At 66.5% G+C, this 23,106-nt stretch carries 18 protein-coding genes and 2 pseudogenes; 6 read left to right on the top strand and 14 right to left on the bottom strand.

Translation table 11 applies throughout. The annotated features are described in order from the left end of the window. Positions 1 to 432: 432 nt before the first annotated feature. From ACV22V_RS19880 to ACV22V_RS19860, 5 genes are all read right to left on the bottom strand, one after another. Entirely contained in the window at positions 433 to 2,790 is a 2,358-nt protein-coding gene (locus tag ACV22V_RS19880) for a GNAT family N-acetyltransferase (protein WP_448015225.1), read from the bottom strand. Positions 2,791 to 3,360: 570 nt separating this feature from the next. After that, positions 3,361 to 3,657, bottom strand: a complete 297-nt coding sequence (locus ACV22V_RS19875) for an H-NS histone family protein (RefSeq protein ID WP_059467298.1) — start codon at positions 3,655 to 3,657, stop codon at positions 3,361 to 3,363. Between the two features lie 103 nt (positions 3,658 to 3,760). Continuing rightward, a complete protein-coding gene (locus tag ACV22V_RS19870) occupies positions 3,761 to 4,045 on the bottom strand; it encodes a hypothetical protein (protein WP_257127682.1) in 285 nt (94 codons plus the stop codon). 61 nt (positions 4,046 to 4,106) lie between these two features. Further along, a complete protein-coding gene (locus ACV22V_RS19865) occupies positions 4,107 to 4,634 on the bottom strand; it encodes a BON domain-containing protein (protein WP_448015223.1) in 528 nt (175 codons plus the stop codon). A gap of 66 nt (positions 4,635 to 4,700) precedes the next feature. Continuing rightward, positions 4,701 to 6,188, bottom strand: a complete 1,488-nt coding sequence (locus ACV22V_RS19860) for a sigma-54 interaction domain-containing protein (protein ID WP_448015222.1) — start codon at positions 6,186 to 6,188, stop codon at positions 4,701 to 4,703. Between the two features lie 327 nt (positions 6,189 to 6,515). On the opposite strand from ACV22V_RS19860, the gene ACV22V_RS19855 reads away from it, so the two are divergent. Together ACV22V_RS19855 and ACV22V_RS19850 are read left to right on the top strand one after the other, a co-directional pair. Continuing rightward, complete coding sequence (locus ACV22V_RS19855; RefSeq protein ID WP_059528789.1) at positions 6,516 to 7,919, top strand: GntP family permease; 1,404 nt, start codon at positions 6,516 to 6,518, stop codon at positions 7,917 to 7,919. A 448-nt stretch (positions 7,920 to 8,367) separates the two neighbouring features. Next, complete coding sequence (locus tag ACV22V_RS19850) at positions 8,368 to 8,619, top strand: DUF4148 domain-containing protein (protein ID WP_059529113.1); 252 nt, start codon at positions 8,368 to 8,370, stop codon at positions 8,617 to 8,619. 48 nt (positions 8,620 to 8,667) lie between these two features. Here ACV22V_RS19850 and ACV22V_RS19845 read toward each other — a convergent pair whose 3' ends face one another. Both ACV22V_RS19845 and ACV22V_RS19840 read right to left on the bottom strand, forming a co-directional pair. Continuing rightward, the gene (locus ACV22V_RS19845; RefSeq protein ID WP_448015221.1) at positions 8,668 to 10,263 is read right to left on the bottom strand and encodes a thioredoxin family protein; all 1,596 of its coding nucleotides are present in this window, start codon (positions 10,261 to 10,263) and stop codon (positions 8,668 to 8,670) included. 355 nt (positions 10,264 to 10,618) lie between these two features. Beyond that, a pseudogene (locus tag ACV22V_RS19840) lies at positions 10,619 to 10,739 on the bottom strand (GNAT family N-acetyltransferase); the annotation flags it as partial. A 285-nt stretch (positions 10,740 to 11,024) separates the two neighbouring features. On the opposite strand from ACV22V_RS19840, the pseudogene ACV22V_RS19835 reads away from it, so the two are divergent. The 3 genes and pseudogenes from ACV22V_RS19835 to ACV22V_RS19825 form a co-directional block, all read left to right on the top strand. Then, a pseudogene (locus ACV22V_RS19835) lies at positions 11,025 to 11,424 on the top strand (phospholipase domain-containing protein); the annotation flags it as partial. Positions 11,425 to 11,662: 238 nt separating this feature from the next. After that, positions 11,663 to 11,932: a hypothetical protein gene (locus ACV22V_RS19830; protein WP_040138862.1), complete on the top strand. Its 270-nt coding sequence runs from the start codon at positions 11,663 to 11,665 to the stop codon at positions 11,930 to 11,932. Between the two features lie 163 nt (positions 11,933 to 12,095). Then, positions 12,096 to 13,088 (top strand): DedA family protein/thiosulfate sulfurtransferase GlpE, encoded by a 993-nt coding sequence (locus ACV22V_RS19825; RefSeq protein ID WP_059528794.1) that lies wholly within the window; start codon positions 12,096 to 12,098, stop codon positions 13,086 to 13,088. A gap of 67 nt (positions 13,089 to 13,155) precedes the next feature. On the opposite strand, the gene ACV22V_RS19820 is transcribed toward ACV22V_RS19825, so the two are convergent. From ACV22V_RS19820 to ACV22V_RS19790, 7 genes are all read right to left on the bottom strand, one after another. After that, complete coding sequence (locus ACV22V_RS19820) at positions 13,156 to 14,622, bottom strand: OprD family porin (protein ID WP_059529116.1); 1,467 nt, start codon at positions 14,620 to 14,622, stop codon at positions 13,156 to 13,158. Positions 14,623 to 14,781: 159 nt separating this feature from the next. Continuing rightward, entirely contained in the window at positions 14,782 to 15,804 is a 1,023-nt protein-coding gene (locus ACV22V_RS19815) for an ABC transporter ATP-binding protein (RefSeq protein ID WP_059528798.1), read from the bottom strand. Then, complete coding sequence (locus ACV22V_RS19810) at positions 15,801 to 16,793, bottom strand: ABC transporter ATP-binding protein (RefSeq protein WP_059528801.1); 993 nt, start codon at positions 16,791 to 16,793, stop codon at positions 15,801 to 15,803. Before ACV22V_RS19810 ends, ACV22V_RS19815 begins: the two co-directional genes overlap by 4 nt. 1 nt (position 16,794) lies before the next feature. After that, entirely contained in the window at positions 16,795 to 17,697 is a 903-nt protein-coding gene (locus ACV22V_RS19805; protein ID WP_059528804.1) for an ABC transporter permease, read from the bottom strand. Between the two features lie 13 nt (positions 17,698 to 17,710). Next, positions 17,711 to 18,649: an ABC transporter permease subunit gene (locus ACV22V_RS19800; protein WP_059528807.1), complete on the bottom strand. Its 939-nt coding sequence runs from the start codon at positions 18,647 to 18,649 to the stop codon at positions 17,711 to 17,713. 11 nt (positions 18,650 to 18,660) lie between these two features. Further along, positions 18,661 to 20,274 (bottom strand): peptide ABC transporter substrate-binding protein, encoded by a 1,614-nt coding sequence (locus ACV22V_RS19795; protein WP_448015219.1) that lies wholly within the window; start codon positions 20,272 to 20,274, stop codon positions 18,661 to 18,663. Positions 20,275 to 20,451: 177 nt separating this feature from the next. Further along, complete coding sequence (locus ACV22V_RS19790; RefSeq protein ID WP_059448921.1) at positions 20,452 to 21,033, bottom strand: cupin domain-containing protein; 582 nt, start codon at positions 21,031 to 21,033, stop codon at positions 20,452 to 20,454. 498 nt (positions 21,034 to 21,531) lie between these two features. Between ACV22V_RS19790 and ACV22V_RS19785 the strand changes: the two genes are divergently transcribed. After that, complete coding sequence (locus ACV22V_RS19785; protein WP_059528813.1) at positions 21,532 to 23,055, top strand: peptide MFS transporter; 1,524 nt, start codon at positions 21,532 to 21,534, stop codon at positions 23,053 to 23,055. The last annotated feature ends 51 nt before the right edge of the window (positions 23,056 to 23,106 follow it).

Genomic DNA, 23,106 nt, shown 5'->3' with positions numbered 1-23,106 from the left:
GGCTTCCCGCAAGGGCTCACCGGCAGCTCCCGCGAAGGCTCACCGGACGCCCCCGTATCGACTCACCCAATTGCTCCCGGAAAGACTCACCGTCGACTCCTGAAAATTCTCACCTTTGTTCCGTTTCCGATGCTGCCGGTGCGCAATGCGCGCGTCAGTGCGCTCAAATATGGCACCGGGACCGGTGGCACCCGCAGGTCATTGGCGCACGCAACCGACCGCCGCGGACGCCATGACCCGATGCACTCGCCCTTCCCCGCCGGTCGCGAAGCCAGCGCTTTGCCGATCCGCGTATTGGAGCGAAAGAGTTAAGCGATTTGCATTCCGAACTACAACCAATTCGCTCCGTCGCAACTGTGAATCCCGGCGTCGCGCGTTCCGCAGCGGCTGCACACGATACCGCCGGACCTTCGGACACGCTCGCCGACGCGATTACGATTGCAGCTTCATCCTGAACCCCACCACGCCCGGTTCCTCCGTCGTCGACACCTCGAAACCGCAGGATTTCGCCAGCGAGATCATCGCGGTGTTCTCGCGCAGCGCCTCGCCCACCATCCACGTGGTTCCGCGCGATCGCGCGTAGTCGATGATGCGGGCCATCATCAGCCGCCCCAGCCCCTTGCCCTTCTGATCGGGCCGGACAGCGATCGCGAACTCGGCCGTCTCGTTGTCGGGATCGGTAACCGCGCGCGCCACCGCGAGTGTGTGCGACCGGCCCGACACGTCGGTGAACGACACGATGAAGGCCATCTCGCGGTCGTAGTCGATCTGCGTCATGCGCGCGACTTGCGAATGATCGAAGCTGCGCACCGCACCGAAGAAACGCATCCGCAGATCGTCCGGCGTCATTGCGCCAAGCAGCTCGTTGTGCGCTTCCTCGTCTTCCGGACGGATCGGCCGGATCGTCACGGTCTCGCCGCGCCATTCGAGCGTCTGCTCGAGATGGCGCGGATACGGCATGATCGCGAGCCGGCTGCGCCCGGCCGCCAGCGTGACGCGCGGCGCGACCACGTATGCCCGGTCGGAGAGCACGCGCAGCGTGACCGACATCGCGACGACCTCGCGCACGTCGCAAACGACCTGCGACAGCGCCGTCAGCGCGTCGAGCGTGGGTTCGACGGGCGTGCGGCGTGCATATGGCGAACGCTCCATCACCACGCGGGCGAGCACCGTATTCAGCGGCGGCAGCCCGTACACGACGAACGGCGCCGATACGCCGTCGGCCGATGGCACGGCATAACGAAACACCGGGCCGAAGTTCGAATCGTCGTACATCTCGACCGTGACGTCGACGACTCTGGCGCCCGCCGACGCATCGGCCGGCTCGCCGTGCACGCCGAAGTGGGACAGCCAGCGCAACGCCGCTTCGCCGGCGAGTTCATGCTCGCCGGCCTCGACCATCCGCCGGGCCTCGGCCTGCGCGGACGCAACGCACTCGGCCGGCTGCAGCGGCGTGCCCTCGGGCGTCTGCATCAGCAACTGCCGCCCGAGGTTGTAGTCGACGAGCCGTGCGTATGCGCGCGCAAGCCGCTGCGGTGTGGTGTGCACCGGAATGCCGTTCGCGTGCAATGCGTCGCGCGTCGCCGCATCGACCGCACCGAAGAAACACGCGAGGATGCCGCGGTACGCGTACTGCCGCGATTCGATCAGCGTGCGCGCGACCGCATCGGCCGGCGCGCTGTGGGACGTCGAATGCACGACGAACAGCGTGCCCGTTTGCGGGAACGGCGCGAGCGCCTTGATGGCGGCGCCGAAATGCTCGGGGCGCGCATCGTCGCCGAGCGTCAGCGGATTGCCGGGCCCGGCGAGATGCGGCAGCGCGGCCGCGACCGCCGACGCTGCCTCGGCCGGCCAGTCGACCAGCACATCGCGCACCTCCGCGACCGCATCGACCGCGAGTTTCGCGACGCCTGCGTCGCTCGTCACGAGTGTCGCCGCGCCGCGCGCGGTGACGCGCCCGACGCCGAGCGTCTCGATCTCGTCGAGCAGATCGTCGAGCGCATCGACACGCACCATCCCCGCACGCTGGAACGCCGCGGTGTAAAGCGCATCACCGGGATCGGCGCGCCCGGTGCGCAACGCGAGCACCGGCTTGTTGCGCGCCGCCGCACGCGCTGCCGACATGAACTTGCGCGCGGCACACACCGTGTCGAGCTCGAGCAGGATCGCGCGCGTGCCGGGGTCGCTCGCGAGGTAGTCGAGCACGTCGCCCGCATCGACGTCGGCCTCGCTGCCCAGCGCGACGACGTGTGAAAAGCCGAGGCCTCGTGCATCGGCCCAGCCGAGCACCGCATTCGTCAGCGCGTTGGATTGCGACACCCAGGCGACGCCGCCCGATCGCGCCGTATAGGCCGGTGCGCCGAAATGCGCATGCCGCGCGGGCGACAGCACGCCGAGGCTGCCGGGCCCGACGATACGGAGCACGAACGGCTTCGCGGCCTTGAGCGTGCGATCGAGCGCGGCACGGTCGGCGTCGGTGCGCGCCTCGCCGACGATCACCGCGACACGCGTGCCGATCTCGCCGAGCTTGCGCACGATGCCGGCCCATGTGGCGGGCGGCGTGCAGATCACGGCGACCGATGGCGGCGCGGGCAGCCGGTCGACATCGGCCACGACCGCGTATCCGTTCAGCTCGCGGTACTTCGGATTGACGGGCCACACGGGCCCCTCGAACGCGCCATCGAGCACGCGCGCCCACACCATCGCTCCAATACTGCCCGCGCGCGACGATGCACCGACGATCGCAACGGACCTGGGCTGGAACAACGCATCGAGATGACGGACGGTCACATCGGCTCCATACGGTAACGAAAGACGACCCGACCGGCGCACGAGCCGGATGGCCGTGCGCAGGTCGACGCGAACTCCAAGCATAGGCGAACCCGATGCGGCTGCCTATATGCCGAACGGCCGACTGTGCGACGCGCATCAATGCCCGCAACATGGGCAGGTCACCGACGTCTTCGCACACGCAACGGGCGAGGGCGACACGATGCGGTCTTCCGGTCGCCGCTTCAAAGGTGAGGACTTACAGGAGGCATGGTGAGCAAGTTCGGGAATTGCAGGGCGCGCAGCGCAAATGCGCGAGAGGTGATCGCAATCGGCGGTACATCTGCACCGCGCAGATCGGCAATGCCAATGCGCGCATGCCGCGTCATTGCAGCGTTGTTTACGGGAATTCGCGGCGATATCCGGTCGAATCGCGGCGATTTCGCAAAACGATATCCGTTAATCACACGGCATCGGTGTTCAATTCGCGGTTTCGCGTCGTGCCGCGGCTGCCCGAAAACAAAACGGTGCGACGGCCGCATGGCCGTTCGCACCGTCAGTCAGCGCACGAAAGGTGAGGATATTCGGGAGTCAGTCCTTGATCAGGAAACGCGCGCGGTTCTTGCCGAGCCATGCCGGCGCCCGCCCGCGGCCACTCCACGTTTCACCCGTCTTCGGGTTCAGGTACTTCGGCGGCAACGGACGCTTCGGTTTCGCGGCAGCAGCGGCGCCGATCGGTCGAAAACCGAGCTCTTCCGCAGTAATGTCGAATTCCTCGATTTTCGCCCGAATGGCGGCAATCGCATCGGCAATTGCCTTTTCGCGTTCCTTGTCGATCTTTTGCTGAAGTCTTTCGAGCTGCGCTGTCAGTTGCCTGTAGGTCGCCATATGGATGGGACTCCGTGAGTGTTATTCATGAAAAATAGCCAACTCCAAGCGAATAGAAAAGCGCTTCTCCCGATTACGGTCTCCTTATCCGGCCATGTCGGGATCAATAACCGCTTTTCTTCTTGCATGCGAAGAGAAGATTTCGCGTTGCGTCATCGGTTGATTGCTGGAGGACGTCGAATTCACCATTGCAGATGGCTCGGGCATTGTCCGTGCAATTGCTCCAGTCGCTGCCGGTGCACTGCACCTGCGAAGTCGGGCGCCCGTCAGAAGTGAACAGAGGCGCCCCGCCGCCGCACCCGCCGAGCCCCGCAACCAGGGCCAACAATCCGGCCCGACGCCAATGCGTTCGAGGCCACCGACAGACCGACGCAAGCATGTGTTTCATTGTTCTTTCCGTCAACCGATTTTTTAATGCCGCGAGTATGCCATGCACCACCGTCAGGCGTTCAATCGGGCGTCCGGTCCGGCCGTCCACGCGTCTTGTACGGCACGGCCCTGTGCGGATCGTCGGTGATGCGAACGAATACCCGCTCGACGTCGGGAAGCGTGCCGAGTTCGCGCTCCAGCGCCTGCCGATCGAATGCCGGATCGGCACACCCTTCGACATAAATGAAGCGCCGCTGCACGGTGATCCACAGGCTCGTGCCCTGCAGACGATCGGTGCCCGCGAAATGCGCTTTCGCCGCCTCGGCGATCGGCGCGTCATACATATACGAATTCGGTTTCGTGCAGCGGTGGGCGAGCCAGCAGGTGGTCCCGCGCTCGACGCGGTAATGCGCGTCGTCTTCCATCTCGGCGCGCGTCATCCACGGCCCGAGCGGCAACGGGCATTCGGCGAAGCCTCGCGACAGCGTGACGAAGGGATCGTTGTACCAGTTGCGACGTACCACGGGCGCGTCCGCGTCACCCGCCTGCGCGAGCGAGGACGTCGCCACCAGTGCGGCCAGCCATCCGGCAATTGCGATTCGCTTCATCGTCGTCTCCTGTCGGGCACTTCACCGGTGCCGTTCGTCATGTCCCAGCGCATCCACCGCTGCTTGCTACCGGTCGATCCCGAGCGCCGTCAGTTTCTTGTACAGCGTCGCCCGGCCGATGCCGATGCGCGCGGCCGCTTCGACCACCTTCCCGTCGCAGGCCGCAAGCGCGTCGATCAGGAACTGGCGCTCCCACGCGGCCAATGCATCGGTATACGAAACGACCGGCGCATCAGGCGCCCGCGCTACATCGCCCGCATCCCGGCCGACCGGCGACGGAGCAGCCCGCATGCCTGCCGGCACGGCATCCGTCACCACGCGCACCGGCCCGAGGAACGGCGCGAGCGCACCCGCATCGATCACCGAGCGGTCCGACAGCATCAGCGCACGCTCGAGCGTGTTGCGCAGTTCGCGTACGTTGCCCGGCCACGGGTACGCGCACAGCATCCGCAGCGCATCGTCGGTCAGTTCGCAGTGCGCAGCGCGACCGTGCTGCGCGGCCAGCTCCTCGAGCGTCGCGTAGACGAGCGCCGCGATGTCGGACGCCCGCTCGCGCAACGGCGGCGCGTGGATCGTCAGCACATTGAGCCGGTAATAGAGATCCGCGCGAAAGCGGCCGGCCTCGACCAGCGCGGGCAGGTCGGCCGACGTCGCGGCGATGATCCGCACGTCGGCGCGCACGATCCGGTTCGAGCCAACCGGTTCGAACTCCTTGTCCTGCAATACGCGCAGCAGCTTGCCCTGCAGCGGCAGCGGCATGTCGCCTATTTCGTCGAGAAACAGCGTGCCGCGATCGGCCAGCTCGAACTTGCCGACGCGTCCCTTGCGATCGGCGCCGGTATATGCGCCCGGCGCCGCGCCGAAGAATTCGGTTTCGAGCAGCGTGTCGGGAATCGCGGCCACGTTGACGGTCACGAGCGGCTGAAGCGCGCGCGCCGACGCCGCGTGAATCGCATGCGCGAGCAGTTCCTTGCCGGTGCCCGTCTCGCCGAGCAGCAGCACCGGCGAATCGACCTGTGCGGCGCGCCGCGCCTGCCGCTTGGTTTCGAGGCTTGCGGCGCTCGTGCCGACGAAACTCGCGAACGTGTATTTGGCACGGCGTGCCTGCGCGAGCGAACGCTGCGTGGCGATCAACTGCTGCTGAAGCTGCACGTAACGGGAAAAGATCGGCGTGAGCGTCTTCAACTGGTCGAACAGTGCGAAGCCGATCGCGCCGACCGTCTCGCCCGTCTCGTTCTTCAACGGCAGGCGCGTGACGACGAGCGGCTCGCGGCCCGTCTCCATGATGTCGAGCAGGATCGGCTGTCCGGTCGACACGACCTCGCGCATCAGGCTGTTCGGAATCACCGCCTCGCAGTCGAGGCCGACCGCCTGCTGCGGATCGGCGAACCCGAAGCGCGCCGCATAACGCTCGTTCATCCACACGACGCGCGCGTCGCGATCGACGACCACCGTGCCCGCGCTCGAATCCTCGAAAGTCTGAAACAGCGACTCGGCGGCGCGCCGCAGCACGTCGCCGTAATTGACGGGCAGGCGGGCCCAGTCGTTCATCATCGTGTCGTTGTCTCCGCGTATGCTTGGCCGGACGTCTCCGGAACGAGACGCAGTATCTCATTTTGGAGACGCCCCGGAATGCCTTGTCCGGGAAAGCCCTGCCCGATTCAGCGGGCGGTCCTGACGACCGAATCGTCTCCCGATGGAGACGATTTATGTAGAATCTTCAGACATTGGCCGGCGCGGGCCCGCCGGCCTGCGCCGGATCCACGTCCGGCGGCGCAATCCGGCCGATGGCACGAAACCTGCACGAACCTGAGCCGGTTCGCGGCGCGTCCCGCGATCGAACAACAACCAAAGCCATTCCAAGCTATTAGGAGACTCCCCTTGTCTTTCGTGATCGTCCTCGCCGCGCTGGCGTTCCTGATGTTCGCCGCGTATCGCGGCTACAGCGTGATCCTGTTCGCGCCGATCGCCGCGCTCGGCGCGGTCCTGCTGATCGAACCCGCCGCCGTCGCACCGGTCTTCTCCGGCATCTTCATGGAGAAAATGGTCGGCTTCGTCAAACTGTATTTCCCGGTCTTCATGCTCGGTGCCGTGTTCGGCAAGGTGATCGAGCTGTCCGGGTTCTCCGAGTCGATCGTCCATGCCGCGATCCGCTACATCGGCCGCTCGCGTGCGAATGCGGTGATCGTCGCGGTGTGCGCGCTGCTCACCTATGGCGGCGTGTCGCTGTTCGTCGTGGTGTTCGCCGTGTATCCGTTCGCGGCCGAACTCTATCGCCAGAGCAATATTCCGAAGCGGCTGATGCCCGGCGCGATCGCGCTCGGCGCGTTCTCGTTCACGATGGATTCGCTGCCCGGCACGCCGCAGATCCAGAACATCATCCCGACCACGTTCTTCAAGACGACCGCCTGGGCCGCACCCGTGCTCGGCACGATCGGCTCACTGTTCATCATCGTCGTCGGCCTCTCGTATCTGGAATGGCGCCGCCGTTCGGCGATGGCAAAGGGCGAAGGCTACGGCACGTCGCTCGTCAACGAGCCGGAACGCGTCGAAGCGACGGCATTGCCGAATCCGGCGCTGGCGATCCTGCCGCTGATCCTCGTCGGCGCATCGAACTTCACGTTCACGAAACTGATCCCGCAGTGGTACGGCGCCGCGTCGTACACGGTCGCGCCGGACGTGCTGCCGGGCGTGCATACGCCGGTCACGACGTCGATCAAGACCGTCGTCGCGATCTGGTCGGTCGAGGCCGCGCTGCTGCTCGGCATCGTGCTGGTCGTCCTGACCGCGTTCAAGCGCGTCAGCGACCGCTTCGCGGCCGGTTCGAAGGCCGCCGTCGGCGGCGCGCTGCTCGCCGCGATGAACACGGCGTCGGAATACGGTTTCGGCGGCGTGATCGCCGCGCTGCCGGGCTTCCTCGTCGTCAGCGACGCACTGAAGAGCATTCCGAACCCGCTCGTGAACGCGGCCGTGTCGGTCAGCTCGCTCGCCGGCATCACCGGTTCGGCGTCGGGCGGCATGAGCATCGCGCTCGCCGCGATGTCGGACCTGTTCATCAAGGGCGCGCAGGCGGCCAACATCCCGATGGACGTGCTGCACCGGGTCGTCGCGATGGCCAGCGGCGGCATGGACACGCTGCCGCACAACGGCGCAGTCATCACGCTGCTCGCGGTCACGGGCCTCACGCACCGCGAGTCGTATCGCGACATCTTCGCGGTGACCGTGATCAAGACGCTCGCGGTGTTCTTCGTGATCGCCGTGTACTACACGACGGGTCTCGTGTAAGTCTGCGCATGCGGCGGCGTTCCGAACGCCGCCGCGCCGCGTCCGGCCGCATCGCCGCGGCCGGTGCACCTTCCCTCCTCTGCACGCCAAAGCTGTGCAACCGGCCCAGCATCGTCGAAGCAGGCGGCGCAACGCCGGTCGCGACGCGACGCATCTTCCCGATACCTCCGTATGCAAGCCGGGGCGGATCGCCCGGGGTTCTCATCCGCCGGTTCGTCCCCCGCCCGATCGGAGCCGCACGGTGCCACACCGCCGCGCGGCCCGACGCCCGTCACGCACCGCCATCCGGCACGGTCCGTTCCCGCCATCCATTGTTACCGGCAGCAGAACACTGCGTTGGGCGCGATCGCATTTTTCGCGCGCGCGGCCGGGCCTACACTGCTTTCAACCGCCGCCGCTTCGTCGAACGAAGGCCGGACGCCCAGTTGGAAACATGGAGGTCACGATCATGAAGCGCCTGATTCACGCAGTTGCCGTTGCCCTGGCCGTATCCGCGCCGCTCGCCGCGCAAGCGCAGTCGAACCCGCCGCTCACGCGCGCGCAGGTTCATGCCGAAGTGAAGGCGCTCAAGCAGGCCGGCTTCCAGCCGAGCGACTGGTTCTACCCGGCCAGCATCGTTTCCGCCGAAGCGAAGATCGCCCGTCAGCAGAGTGCCGGGTATGGCAGCGATCAAGGTGCATCGTCGGAGTCGAGCCACTAATCGACGTCACGACGCGGCCGTTCCATCCGGCCGCTTTCTCGCAGGCATTCACGCCTTCACCGGTTCGATCAGTTTCGCGCATGCCGCCGCCTGCGGATCGCCCGCAGGCAACTTCGCGCACACCCCGTCGAACTGCTTCACGACCGACCTGACCGACGCGTCGTGCGCGCCGCCGCCGCGCCAGCGATTCAGTTGCGTGACGACCTTGGTCAACGCGCGCAGATTCGCCCCATAAAACGCATCCTTGGTCTTGCCGGCCTGCGCGAGCACGCTCGCGGCGATCGCCTCGATCCGCGCCGAATCGTCCGGCGCCAGCGCGACCGCGTTCGCGAAATAGGTCGCGCCCCAGCGCAGTTTCGTCGCCGGGCCGCTCGCCGAGTCGTACGCCTTCCGGTACCAGTCGAGCGCCGCGGCCTTGTCGCCGCGCGCCTTCGCATTCGCGGCCAGTCCCGACATGAAGTAGTACGGCGTCGACGAACGCGGCAATTCGGCCTTCAGCAAGACGTCGGATTCGTCGTACAGCCCGGCGTCGGTCAGCGTGTCCGCCGCTTCGCTGACGAGCGCCTGCCGCTCGTACGCGTTCGCGGCGCCCTGCACCGAAGCCGCGATCTGCTTGCGTGCGGTATCGACCAGCGCCGGCGCGGCGAGCGGCGCGCCGGCGTGCGCATCGTCGCGCGCGAGCAGCACACGGCCGTGCAGCGCCATCAGACGGTCGATGGACGACAGCGTCGTATCGGTCGACAGGCGCGCGAGTGCCGTGTCGTACGCGCCGCGCAACTTCGTGCGCTGGGCGGCGTCGCCGCCGAGGTATGCGACCACGCGCGCGGGCGCCGCGACGAGCACGTCCGAATCGGCACGCGCCAGCGCCGGCTCGCGCAGCACCGCGCGCAGCGCGTCGGCGAGCGCCGCCTTGTCGAGCGCGCCGGCCTGTGCGGGATCGTCCGACGCCGCCACCACCGCCGACTTCAGCGCGAACCGCGCGGCGTCCGCCTTCGCGCCGGCCGCACGCGCACGTTGCGACAGCGTCTGCAGCGTCACCGCGACACGGTCGGCCGGCACCGGCAACGCGCCGTCGGTGTCCCAGGAATAGTCGGCCAGCAGATGCCATTCGGCCGGCGTCAGTGCCGCGCCGTCGTTCAGCGCGGTCGCGAGCGTCTGCCGCACCGGATGCGCGGCCGTCATCCCGAGCGACAGCGCCTGCATGTAGCGGTCGAGATCGGCCTCGCCCGGCAGCCGCGTCACCTCGGTGCCGTCCGGGCGGAACAGGATCATCGTCGGATAGCCGTGCACCTTGAAGCGCTCGCCGAGTTTCTGCGCGCTTTCGGTATCGCCGTCGAGATACACGGGCACGAAGAACGACGAGCGGGTCTTGAATGCCTGCTGGCTGAAGATCGTCGACTTCACCTGGTTGCACGACGGGCACCACACGGCGCCCCAGTACAGCAGCAGCGGCTTGCCGGTGCGCTTCGCGAGCGCGAACGCGGCATCGACGTCGCCCTGTTGCCACGCGATGCCGGGCGGCAGATGCGCGCCGTCGCCCGACGGGCTCGATACGGCGGCGCCCTGCGGCGCGGTGGTGGCGAACGCCGCACCCGCGGCGGCGAACAGGCAGGCTGCAGTCACGTTACGGAGAACGGTTTTCATCGAGACGGGTTCCGTTGAAAGAGACGGTTACGGGAAGCGGCGAAACGAAAACACGATGAAGCGACGAAACGACGAAGGGCATCGACGGATGGCGCCACGCATGCCGGAATCGACCGAGCGCGTCACGCAGGCATCCACAAGTAAAGCCACGACCGGCCGCTGCATGGTCACATCGCGCAGCCGTGCCGACCGCGACGACCGGCAAATCGCTCGACGATACGATTCGCGCGGCCGGTTGAAAACGAACGAATTCTCGAATGGATATGACGTGCGCTTCGTCGACAGCCTCCCGTCATGCCGCCCGATCCCATGCACGAATGCCCTGTTCGCGCAGGCGTTCGAGCCGCTGCCGTCATTTCTCGCGCGACGTAAACGGATGCTGGAGCGTGTTCATGTACACCGCGGGGTGCGACGATGATCTGCCGGATCGCGTCGACGTCGTGGGTCTCGCCGTGCCGGATCGTGATATCGGTCATGACTGGGTGGAGTCGAATGTATCGGGCCGGGGCATGTCGCCGCGCGAGCGCAACAACACATCGAGCTTATCCGATTTCATGCGAATGAAACATGGTCGACGCACAAGTCTATGAAGTTGCACGCGCAACGACATGGCCTCACGTCGCCTTCAGGAAATCGGCAATTTCCTACCGCCATCACTCGCACAAATCGGTAATTTCCGACCATTCCAACATCCGCACCGCGCGTCGCTTGTTCGTTGCGCACGCAACGTCACGACCGCACAGCGTGCCGAATCCCGGCAACGGCTGTCGCGCGCGTTGCCATACGAGCTGCATGCGAGCGTGCAGATCGACGCCCGCAAGGGCGCGTCAAGCTGACGTTCGCGAACACGGGCCGCGCGGCAGCGGTGTTCGACATCACGACGAGCCGCACCTCGACCGCGCGCCACGCCGCTACGTCGTCGAACCGGGCAAGGTGCTGCGCGGCGACTGGGCGGCGCTGGCCGACGACGGCGGCAAATATGACCTGTGGGTGCTTGGCCCGCACGGCTATCGCCGCCGCTTCACCGGCGACCTCGCCCACTGGTACGACTTCGTCGTCACCGCCGACAGCGACGCCATCTTCTCGCCCCGCGTGACCGGCCGCGTCGAAACGGGTCGCCACTCGGTCAGCGCCCCGGCGATGGGGCTCACCGGCCGCTTCCGACGGCACTGCGCCCGCCCGACCCGAGCACCGGCCGAGCGCCGGGCGCGGCGCGGTCCGATCCGGCTGAAACGCCCGCCCGGCGCGGCTCATACATCAGAGGGATCGGTGGTGCAGCCCTCATTTCGGGTCCACGAAAATGCTCCGTATTGCCGCCCGTTCGCGTTAAACTTCGTCAAGCTGCATTCAACAACGACATCTTCGCCAATCTGGCACACACGACACGAGGATAGGTTCGATGCGCACAACCGGCTCATCCGGGGCAATGACCCTGCTCACCGAACACGACCCGGCCGACGGCCGCGAACTGCGCTCGCTCAGGCTCGAATCGACCGGCGACGGCAAGAGCGTGCTGCTGATCGAGATCGACGAACGCAAGCCCGGCATTCACCGCGAGGTCCGCTACGAGATCACGCCGGCCGAACTGATCGCGGCGATCCGCTCGCACGGCGCCGAGCTGCCCGGCGAAAACCACGGCGCCGCCTCGCTCGCCCGCACCCCTTCCTGATGTCGAACGGTGAGCCGCGTGCAATGCACTGGCTCACCGTTCTGTCCGCATTTCCCTGCCGCCGTCAGGCGCTTTCCGTCATTCCCCTCCGCCCGCTTGAAAATGGCCGATAATCGGCCCATTCGCGTACCGTCCTCACGCGCTCCCTTTTCGGCCAGCCGTCATGCTCCGTGACCTCGTCGCCCAATACGGGCCGCTTCTCGTCTTCGCCAACGTCCTGGCGGCGGCCATCGGCCTGCCCGTGCCGGCGATGCCGACGCTCGTGCTGTTCGGCGCGATGGCCGCGATGCATCCGGCGATGATCGGCTCGCAGCTCCTGACGGTGCTGGCGCTGTCGGTCCTCGGCGCGCTGATCGGCGACACCGTGTGGTACGTCGCCGGGCGGCGCTACGGCGGCACGACGCTGAAGACGATCTGCCGGCTGTCGCTGTCGCGCGATACCTGCGTGAGGAAAACCGAACGCTTCTTCGGCCGCTACGGCGTGCGCGTGCTCGCGGTCGCCCGCTTCATTCCGGGGCTGTCGCTCGTGTCGGTGCCGATGGCCGGCGCGCTCGGCACGCGCTATCGCACGTTCGCCGGCTACGATGCGCTCGGCGCCGCGCTGTGGACGACCGTCGGGCTCGTCGCGGGGCTCGTGTTCTATCGACAGATCGACTGGCTGTTCGCCGGCGCGAGCCGGCTCGGCCGCGCGGTGCTGCTGGTGATCGTCGCGCTGCTGGCCGTCTATGCGGCCGTGCGCTGGATGCGCCGCCGTGCGCTGATCCGCCAGCTCGCGAGCGCGCGGATCGGCGTCGACGAACTCGATCTGCTGCTGCGCGACGCGGCCGCGCCGGTGGTGCTCGACGTACGTTCGCCCGAGCACCGCAAGCTCGACCCGTTCACGATTCCGGGCGCGCAGTTCGCGGACGAGCGGCACATCGAGGACATCGTCGCGCGCTACCCGTTCTCGCAGAAGTTCGTCGTGTATTGCTCGTGCCCGAACGAAGTGACGGCCGCGCTGATGGCCAAGCGCCTGCTCGACGCTGGCTTCACCGATGCGCTGCCGCTGCGCGGCGGCCTCGACGCCTGGCGCGACACGGGCCGCCAGCTCACGTCGCTGGTGGAAGACATCCCCGCCGCGAACGATCCGGTGGCGGGGTTGCACAAGCCGGCCTGATCGAACTGACCGCAGGCCGGCCGCGCGAGACGAGAAATGCGGAAGGGGGCGTTGCGCCCCCCTTCGATCAGAACGCGTGCAGCGGCACGTTCACGACCAGGCGGTATTCCTTGTTGGTCGCGTCCGAGTAGTGCGCGGAACCGTTGTGCCACATCGCGATGAACGTGACCTTCGTGTCCTTCAGCTTGCCGCTCTGGAACGTGTACGACGGGATGAAGCCGAACTCGTGGTGACGGCCCTGCACCGGTGCACCGTTGCTCCAGTAGATGCTCGACTTGCTCGGATCCGCCGCCGCGCCCGCGCTCGCATCCGCGCCCCAGCCCGTCACGCCCCACACCATCGCCTTGAAGCCCGGCAGGCCCGCTTCCTTGCCGTAGAACGTGTAACGCAGCTGCAGCGACTTTTCGTGCGGCGCGTTGTAGTCGACGTCCATCGAGTTGGTCAGGAAGATGCCGTTGGTTTCGTTCAGGTAGTCGAAGAACTGGTCGCCGAGCACCTGCTGATAACCGAGCAGCAGTTCGTGCGGGCCATGTTGCGCGGCCAGCGACAGGCTGTACGCGTTGTTGTTGATCTTGCCCTGCAGCGCGTCGCCCGTGTCGTGCGTCGAGTAAACGTTACCGAAGCCGGTCCACTTGATCGACTTCGTATCGCCGATGCTGTGCTTCACCGACGCGTAGTACTGGTGCCACACGTCATCGGCCTGGTTTGCGTACAGCGCGACTTCGCCGTCCGGCGAGTAGTCCCACGTGCCGCCGACGTAGGTCAGGCGATTGATGCGCGTGCCGCCGTACTGGGTCGTGAGGTTGGTGAGCGTCGTGTGGCCGCGCGCGTCGGTCTTCGTGAAGCTGCCGGCCTCGAGCATCACGTTCTTGAACTCGTTGCTGACGATCGTCGCGCCGAGGAACGTCGGCGGCAGCGCGCGGTTGTCGTGCTGCTCCATGAACGGGTTGTCGACGGCCTGCAGACCGTACTTGACCACCGTGTTCGAGATGCGCGCCTTCACGTCGTAGATGCCCGGATAGGCCCACGCAAGCTGGTTCGAACCGCCGCCGCCCTTCGCGATGTGCACCATGCTGCCGGCGCCGGCGCCGCCGTCGAGCTTCAACGCCGCATACAGCGACGCGTCGAAGCCGATGCCGATCAGGCCGGTCGTGTAGCCGGATTCGAAGTTCGCCATCGCACCCTGGACCCACGCGTGACGATGCGGTCCGCCCTTGTTGTCGAGCGTGTCCGCATAGTTGCGGAACAGGAAGTTCAGGTGGCTGTCGGCGATGAAGCCGTTCGACTTCGACTGCGCCGAAGGTTCATCGGGCGGCGTGACGGCCTGGTTCGCCTCGGCGTTGATAATGGCGTTCGGGGTCGTTGCCTGCGCAACCGTCGCGCCGGCGGACGGCGCGGCCTGCGCGACCGTCAGCGGTGCGGGGGCCGCGTCGTCGGCGTGCGCGACGCCGCTCAGCGATACGCCGGCAAGCGCAGGCAAGCCCCATGCAAGCAGCATCTTCGATGCCGTCCCGATCGTCTTTTGCTTTTTCATCGTCATTCTCGTCTTGTGTTGATGTCGTCCACGCCGGTTGCGATCCGCTTCCAGCCCCCCGGCGAGCCCGGTTAAGGACGCGCCTTTACCCGCGGCGCGAAGATCGTTCGCGCCGCACCTACCCCTGTTGACCTGCCTGGTTATGTTTGCTGCGTCACTTCATGCCGCCACGCCCGCCCGGATGCACGCGACACGCGCCGCCGAGCCGTGCCGCACTTCCGGCAGCGGCACGTCCTGCGCGCACGCGTCGATCGCGACCGGGCAGCGCGTGCGAAACGCGCAGCCGGACGGCGGGTTGAGCGGCGACGGCATCTCGCCCGCCAGCAGCATCGGACGGCGAGCACGCTCGCGCGCCGGCTCCGGCGTCGGCGCCGCATCGAGCAGCGCCTTCGTGTACGGGTGCTGCGGCACGCCGTACACGTCATGCCGCGTGCCGAACTCCATCACGCGGCCGAGATACATCACGAGCACGCGCTGGCTGATGGCCTTCACCACCGCTAGGTCGTGCGCGACGAACAGATAGGACAACGACAGTTCGCGTTGCAGATCGCGCAGCAGGTTCACGATCTGCGCCTGGATCGACACGTCGAGTGCCGAGACGGGCTCATCGCAGATCACGAGCTTCGGCTCGCCGATCAGCGCACGCGCGATGCCGACACGCTGACACTGTCCGCCCGAAAATTCGTGCGGGTAGCGCAGCAGGTGATGCGCGTTCAGGCCGACCCGCTCGAGCATCGTGACCACGCGGCGCCGCACTTCGGCGCGGCCGAGGCCGGCGTGGTGCGTGACGAGCGGCTCCGCGACGATCTGTTCGATCGTCATGCGCGGATCGAGCGACGCGAGCGGATCCTGGAAGATCATCTGCACTTCGCGGCGCATCGCGGTGCCGCGCAGATGGTCGGGCGCGACGGCTTCGCCGCGCCAGCGCACCGTGCCTGCCGTCATCGGCACGAGGCCGATCAGCGCACGCGCGAGCGTCGACTTCCCGCAGCCCGACTCGCCGACGAGCCCGACCGTCTCGCCGCGCTTCACGTCGAACGACACGCCGTCGACCGCGCGCAGCGTGCCCTTCGGCGACCACGGATAGCCGCCGAGCGGCACGCGGAAATGCACCTTCAGATCCTCGACGGACAGCAGCGTGTCGCCCGTCGCGCCGGCATTGCGGCGTTCATCGACGCTCATCGCAGACCTCCCGTCAGTTCGGCCAGCGGCCGGTGGCACGCGCGCACCGCGCCGGTGGCGCCATAGGTTTCGAGCGCGGGGCGCGCGGCGCCGCAGCGCTCCTGCGCATACGTGCAGCGTTTCGCGAACGCGCAGCCGGCCGGCGCGGTGCCGGGCATCGGCGGATTGCCGGGAATCGCGACGAGCGGCGCATCGTCGGCGTCGGTCAGGCGCGGCAGCGCGTTGAGCAGACCGATCGTGTACGGATGCGACGGCGCCGCGAAAATCGATTCGGCCGGCGCGTATTCGACGGTGCGGCCCGCATACATGACCATCACGTCGTCCGCGAGGCCTGCCACCACGCCCATGTCGTGCGTGATCAGCACGATCGCGGTGCCGCGCTCGCGGTTCAGCTCGCGCAGCAGATCGATGATCTGCGCCTGCACGGTCACGTCGAGCGCGGTGGTCGGCTCGTCGGCGATCAGGATTTCCGGCTCGGACAGAAGCGCCATCGCGATCATCACGCGCTGGCGCATGCCGCCGGAAAATTCGTGCGGATACATGCGGATGCGGCGCGCCGCGTCGGGAATGCGCACCGACTCGAGCGCCTCGATCGCGCGCCTGGTCGCTTCCTTGCGCGACAGCTTGCGATGCAGTTGCAGCGTCTCGGTCATCTGCCGCTCGATCGTCAGGAACGGATTGAGCGACGTCATCGGATCCTGGAAGATCATCGCGATCCGGTCGCCGCGCACCGCGTTCAGCGCGCGCGTATCCATCTCGAGCAGGTTGTCGCCGCGATAGCGCGCGGTGCCCGTCGTCGTGCCGTTGCCGGCCAGCAGGCCGAGCAGCGCCATCACGGTCTGACTCTTGCCCGAGCCCGACTCGCCGACGATGCCGAGCGTCTTGCCGGCTTCGAGCGAGAACGACACGCCGCTCACGGCGTCGATCGGCGGCGCGTCCTTGCGCGAGAAGCGCACGCCGAGGTTTTCAACTTCCAGCAGTGCAGCCATTTCAGCGATCCTTCGGGTCGAGCGCGTCACGCAGGCCGTCGCCAACGAAGTTCACGCAATAGAGCGTCACGCACAGCATGACGGCCGGCGCCAGCAGCAGCCACGGCATCGATTCCAGTTTCTGCGCGCCGTCCTGGATCAGCACGCCCCAGCTCGTCATCGGCTCCTGCACGCCGAGGCCGAGGAACGACAGCACCGATTCGGTCAGCACGATGTTCGGCACCGACACCGTCGCGTACACGACGACCACGCCGAGCAGGTTCGGCACGACGTGGCGCACCACGATCGACGCCGGCGACACGCCGATCGCGCGCGCCGCGTCGACGAACTCGCGATTGCGCAGCGACAGCGTCTGGCCGCGCACGACGCGCGCCATGTCGATCCACGAGAACGCGCTGATGGTCAGCACGACCAGCATGAACGAGCGGCCGAACAGGGTCATCATCAGGATTGCGATCAACAGATACGGGATCGCGTACATCATGTCGACGACGCGCATCATCGCGGAGTCGACACGGCCGCCCGCGAAGCCGGCGGTCGCGCCCCACGCGACGCCGAACAGGCCGGACACCAGCGTGCCGAGCAGGCCGACCTCGATCGACACGCGGCCGCCGATCAGCGTGCGCACGAGCAGGTCGCGGCCGAGTTCGTCGGTGCCGAACCAGTGCTGGTTCGCGAGCGTCGGCGGCAGGCTGATCGCGCCCCAGTCGCTCGCGGCGGGATCGGCCGCGAGCAGCCACGGGCCGACGAAACACGCGAGCGTGATGAGCGCGAGCAGCACGAGGCTGAACACGGCCGCGCGGTTGTGAAGAAAGCGCGCGAACGCGAGCGCGAGCGGCGAGCGTGAACGCGGCGGCGAGTCGGTCTGCACGGGCAGACTGACGACGGGAGTGGTCGGAGTCATCGCAGTGCCTCGCTCAATAACGGATGCGCGGATCGAGCCACGCGTACGCGAGGTCGACCAGCAGGTTGAACAGCACCGCACAGACGGTCGTCAGCACGACGAGGCCGAGCACCAGCGTGTAGTCGCGGTTGATCGCGCCGTTCACGACGAGCTGCCCGAGCCCCGGCAGCGCGAACACCGATTCGGTGACGACGGCCGCCGTGATCGACGTGATGCAGACCGTGCCGAACAGCGACACGACCGGCATCAGCGCGGGCTTGAGCGCGTGGCGCAGCACGATCGTCGAGCCCGGCAGGCCCTTCGCGCGCGCGGTGCGGATGTAGTTGCTCGACAGCGTCTCGATCATCGAGCCGCGCATCACGCGTGCGAGGAGCGACACGTTGATGAAGGTCAGCAGCACGATCGGCAGCAGCCGGTACTGCCAGCCGCCGTCGCCCCAGCCGCCGGCCGGCAGCCAGCCGTTGCCGGCCGACGTCTTGAGCAGGATCGCGAAGATCCACACCAGCACCGGGCCGAGCACGAACGGCGGCACGACGTTGCCGAAGTTGCCGATCAGCATCACGAAGCGATCGATCAGGCTGTCGCGGCGCACGGCCGCGACGGTACCCAGCAGCACGCCGAACACGATCGAGATCGGGATCGACACACCGCCCACGCCGAGACTCACGGGCAGCGCCTTCTTCACGAGATCGTTCACCGACCAGTCGACGTAACGGAACGACGGGCCGAGATCGCCTTGCAGCAGCGAACCGAGATACAGCAGGTACTGCTTCCACAGCGGCTCGTCGAGGTGGTACTTCGCGTTCAGGTTCGCGAGCGTCGCCGCGGACAGCTGCTTCTCCGTATCGAACGGACCGCCGGGCGTGAAGTGCAGCAGCAGGTAGCAGACGGTGATGACGGCGAGAATCGTCGGCACCGCCCACAACGTGCGTCTCAATGCGTAGGCCAGCATGATCGCTCCGCTCAGTGCTTGATCAGGTACATGTCCTGCGAAGCACGCATGTCGATCACGTTCTTCAGCGAGTAGCCGCCCACGTAGGGCTTCACGAGACGGTCCGCCGAGTACTGGAACAGCGGCACCATCGGCGTGTCGTTCATCGCCGTGTCGTGCGCCTGCGTGAGCAGCGCGGCGCGCGCCTTGTCGTCGAGCTTCTGGTTGCCGTCGTCGACGAACGTGTCGACCTGCTTGTTGCAGTAGCCGACGGTGTTCTGCGAGCTGCCGCAGCGGATCAGGTCGAAGAAGGTCATCGCGTCGTTGTAGTCGGCGAACCAGCCGTCGCGCGCGATCTGCACCTTGCCGTCATGCCGTTCCTTCATCAGCACCTTGAACTCGACGTTCTCGAGCTTCGTGTTGATGCCGAGCTTCGTGCGCCATTCCGATGCGGTGAACAGCGCGACCTTCTTGTGCAGGTCGTTGGTGTTGTACGTGAGCGTGAACGACAGCGGCTTCGCGTCGGAGTAACCAGCCTGCTTCAGCAGGTCCTTCGCGGTCGAGATACGCTTGGCCATCGGCCACGACGCCCATTCCGGCGTGAACGGCTGCACGCCCTTCGTGCCGTTCGGCATCAGGCCGTACATCGGCTTCTCGCCGGCCTGCGTGAGCTTCGACGTCAGCACGTCGCGATCGATCACCATCGACAGCGCCTGGCGCACGCGCTTGTCCTTGAGCGCCGCGTCGCTGTTGTTCAGGTAGTAGTAATAGGTCGCGAGCTGCAGGCCCGGACGCAGTTCGCCGCCGAACTGCTTGCTGACCTGCTGGAAGATGCCCGACGGGATCGAGTAGCTGTAGTCGATCTGGCCGGCCTGGTACATGCGCATCGCCATTTCGTCGCTTTCGATCGGCAGGTACGTGACCTTGTTGATCACGACCTTCGGCGCGTTCCAGTACTTCGCGTCCTTCGAGATCACGATGCGGTTGTTCGGCTGCCAGTCGACGAGCTGGTACGCACCGTTGCTGACGATGTTGCCCGGTCGCGTCCATGCGTCGCCGAACTTCGCGACGGTGTCCTTGTTCACCGGCGCGAGCGGCACCATCGCGGTCAGTTCGGGGAAGAACGCGACGGGCACGTCGGTCGTCACTTCCAGCGTGTACGGGTCGACCGCGCGCACGCCGAGCGTCGTCGGCGCGGCCTTGCCGGCGATGATGTCCTTCGAGTTCTTCACGAACTCGACGAGGATCGTGTATTTCGAGCCCGTCTTCGGATCGACGAGGCGCTGCCACGCATAGACGAAATCGGCGGCCGTCACCGGCTGGCCGTTGCTCCACTTCGCATCGTGGCGCAGCTTGAAGATCCACGTCTGCGGCGACTTGCGCTCCCACGACTGCGCGACGCCCGGCACGACCTGGCCGGCTGCATCGATGCGGGCGAGCCCTTCGAACAGATCGAGGCCGATCGTGTTGCCGGTCCACGACTCGATGTGCGCCGGGTCGAGCGACTCGACTTCGGCGGGCACCTGGCGCGTCAGGTCCTGTTGAGGAGCGAGCGCGACGTTCGACGGAACGGTCACGGCGTGAGCGGTGGGCGTCGTCAGGGCGAGCGCGGCCAGCACGGCCGACATGGCATGCAAGGATTTCATCGTGGCGGTCTTGAGAAGGTTGTTCGGTGAGCGATGCGCGGCGAATGCCGCGGTTACGCGTGAGACGCTGACGGGTTCAGCGATTGAGGAGGCCCGTGATTCTCGTATTGCATCTTAGTATTCCTTACGTTTCTTTCGACAGGCATTCCGTCTCGGAAACGAAGGAATACCTGTGCGTTAGAACAGCCGCGGTGTACCGACCCAGACCACCACCGACTCGATCTTCGCGGTGTTGACCCAGCTGTGCGGGACCGTCGACTGATAGTGCGAACTGTCGCCGGCCTGCAGGACGAACGTCTTGCCTTCCAGCGTCAGCGACACTTCCCCTTCAATCACATACAGGAACTCCTCTCCTGCATGTGTCGTCACTTCAGACCGCTTCTGTCCCGGCGGCATCCGCACGAGGATCGCCTCGAGCTGACGCCCTTCGGTCACGTTGGTCAGCCTCGCGAACAGGTTCGCCGAATCGGCGAATCCGAAGAAGCGCAACTGATCGCCTCTGCAGACCGAGCGTTCCTCGCTCGGCGTATCCACGAAGTACTGCACCGTCACGCCGAGCGCCTGTGCGATACCGGCCAGCGACGTCAGCGACGGCGACGCGAGCCCGCGTTCGACTTGAGACAGAAACGGCTTCGAAATCCCCGCGGCGGTAGCGGTGTCGTCGAGCGTGCGCTTGAGTCGTTGGCGCAACGCGCGGATCTTGCTGCCCAGTGCTGCGGCAGCGTCTGCCGACTGCGAGTTTTCAGTGGGGGGAACCATAGCAGGCCGAAAAGTGGTCGTCAAAAAATGTTTGATGGAAAGTAACTAAGTTAGATCGATTTGGCTTAGTCTTCGGTTTCGCACACGTCTTCGGTGTTGAGCCCGGTGCACTAAACAGGGCACGAAGCGAGCGAAACGACGCGCTATCTTGCCAGACTCGCCCGCTTCACAGGCAAGCTGCAAGCGGCTCTCCGGGAATTTGCGGAGAACGGGCGCGAAGCTTACAAATAGATGATGAGACAAATGTTCCTGAAAGCTGCTGCCATATCGGGAGTTTCCCTGAGTGGCGCGGACCTGACGCACCGGACCGGCAAACGTTACCATTCGCGCGCCGGTCGGGGCCTTGCACCGCCTTGCCTGGCGGCGTTCGACCCCGGCCCGGGCTAACCGCCCGACTGCTCCATCGCCGACGCAAAGCCTACCCGGCCACAGTGCTCCGGCGCCAGTTCGACCCCCAAGGCGACGCGCGATCCGCGCCGTCCGTTTCAAACGAGATTGATGATGCACGCACCTGTTTCACAGACCCGATCGTTTACGACGGTCTTCCTTATCGAAATGTGGGAGCGCTTCGGCTATTACGGCATGGCCGCGCTCCTGGTCCTCTTCATGGTCGACCGGCTCGGTTTCACCGACAGCCATGCGAACCTGACCTGGGGCGCGTTCACCGCGCTCGTCTACGCGTCGCCGTCGATCGGCGGCTGGATCGGCGACAAGGTGCTCGGCGCCCGTCGCACGATGATCATCGGCGCGGCCGTGCTGTGCGCCGGCTACCTGATGCTGGCGGTGCCGAACGACGCCCTGGCATACATGTATGCGTCGCTCGGCGTGATCGTCGTCGGCAACGGCCTGTTCAAGGCCAACGCGGCGAACCTCGTGCGCCGTATCTACGAAGGCGACGATGCGCGCATCGACAGCGCGTTCACGATCTACTACATGGCGGTCAACATCGGCTCGACCGTGTCGATGCTCGCGACGCCGTGGATCAAGGATCACTGGGGCTGGCACACCGCGTTCGCGGTCTGCTGCGCCGGCATGCTGCTCGCGATCCTGAACTTCATGCTGATGCACCGCACGCTCGCGCACATCGGCTCGCAGCCCGACGACGAACCGATCCGCTGGAAGCGCCTCGGCGGCGTGGCGGCAGGCGGCGTCGCGCTCGCGCTGATCACGCTCTACGTGCTGCAGCACAAGCAGCTCGCGGTCGCGAGCGTGTGGACGGCCGCATTCGCGATCCTCGCGATCTTCGCTTACATGATCGCGAAGTCGGAGCGCTCGGAGCGCGCGGGCCTGATCGCGGCGCTCGTGCTGATCGGCCAGGTGATCCTGTTCTTCATCTTCTACGTGCAGATGTCGACGTCGCTGACGCTGTTCGCGCTGCGCAACGTCGATCCGCGCTTCATGCTGTTCGGCACGACGCTGTTCACGTGGAGCGCCGCGCAGTTCCAGGCGCTGAACCCGATCTGGATCATGATGCTGAGCCCGGTGCTCGTGTGGGTCTACAACGCGGTCGCGAAGAGCGGCCGTGACCTGCCGGTCGCGGCGAAGTATGCACTCGGCTTCGGCGCGGTGGCGGCCGGCTACCTGGTGTTCACGATCAGCGGCCGCTACGCGGTGGACGGTCGCGTGTCGTCGTGGTTCATGGTGTGGGGCTACGGTCTCTACTCGCTCGGCGAACTGCTGGTGAGCGGCCTCGGCCTCGCGATGATCGCCCGCTACGTGCCGGCGCGCATGAGCGGCTTCATGATGGGCGCGTATTTCGTCGCGACGGGTGTGTCGCAGTATTTGGGCAGCGTCGTCGCGAACTTTGCGCAGATGCCGTCGCACGACCTGCCGGCCACCGAATCGCTGCCGCTCTACCTGTCGCTGTTCGAGAAGCTCGGCTGGCTCGCCGCGATCGGCATGCTGCTCGCACTGCTGCTGCTGCCGATGATGAACCGCCTGTCGCGTCAGCATCAGCGCTGCGCGGAAGAGCGCCGCGAAGAAGAAGCCGTTCAGGCGCAGGCGATGGCCTCGGCGCAGTAAGTACTATCCCTCGGCGTGCGGCCTGCACGCCACATTCTCCCGCCAGCGCGG

This window comes from Burkholderia sp. AW33-5 (genome assembly GCF_053427615.1).
This window is presented reverse-complemented; position numbering and strand designations above follow the sequence as displayed.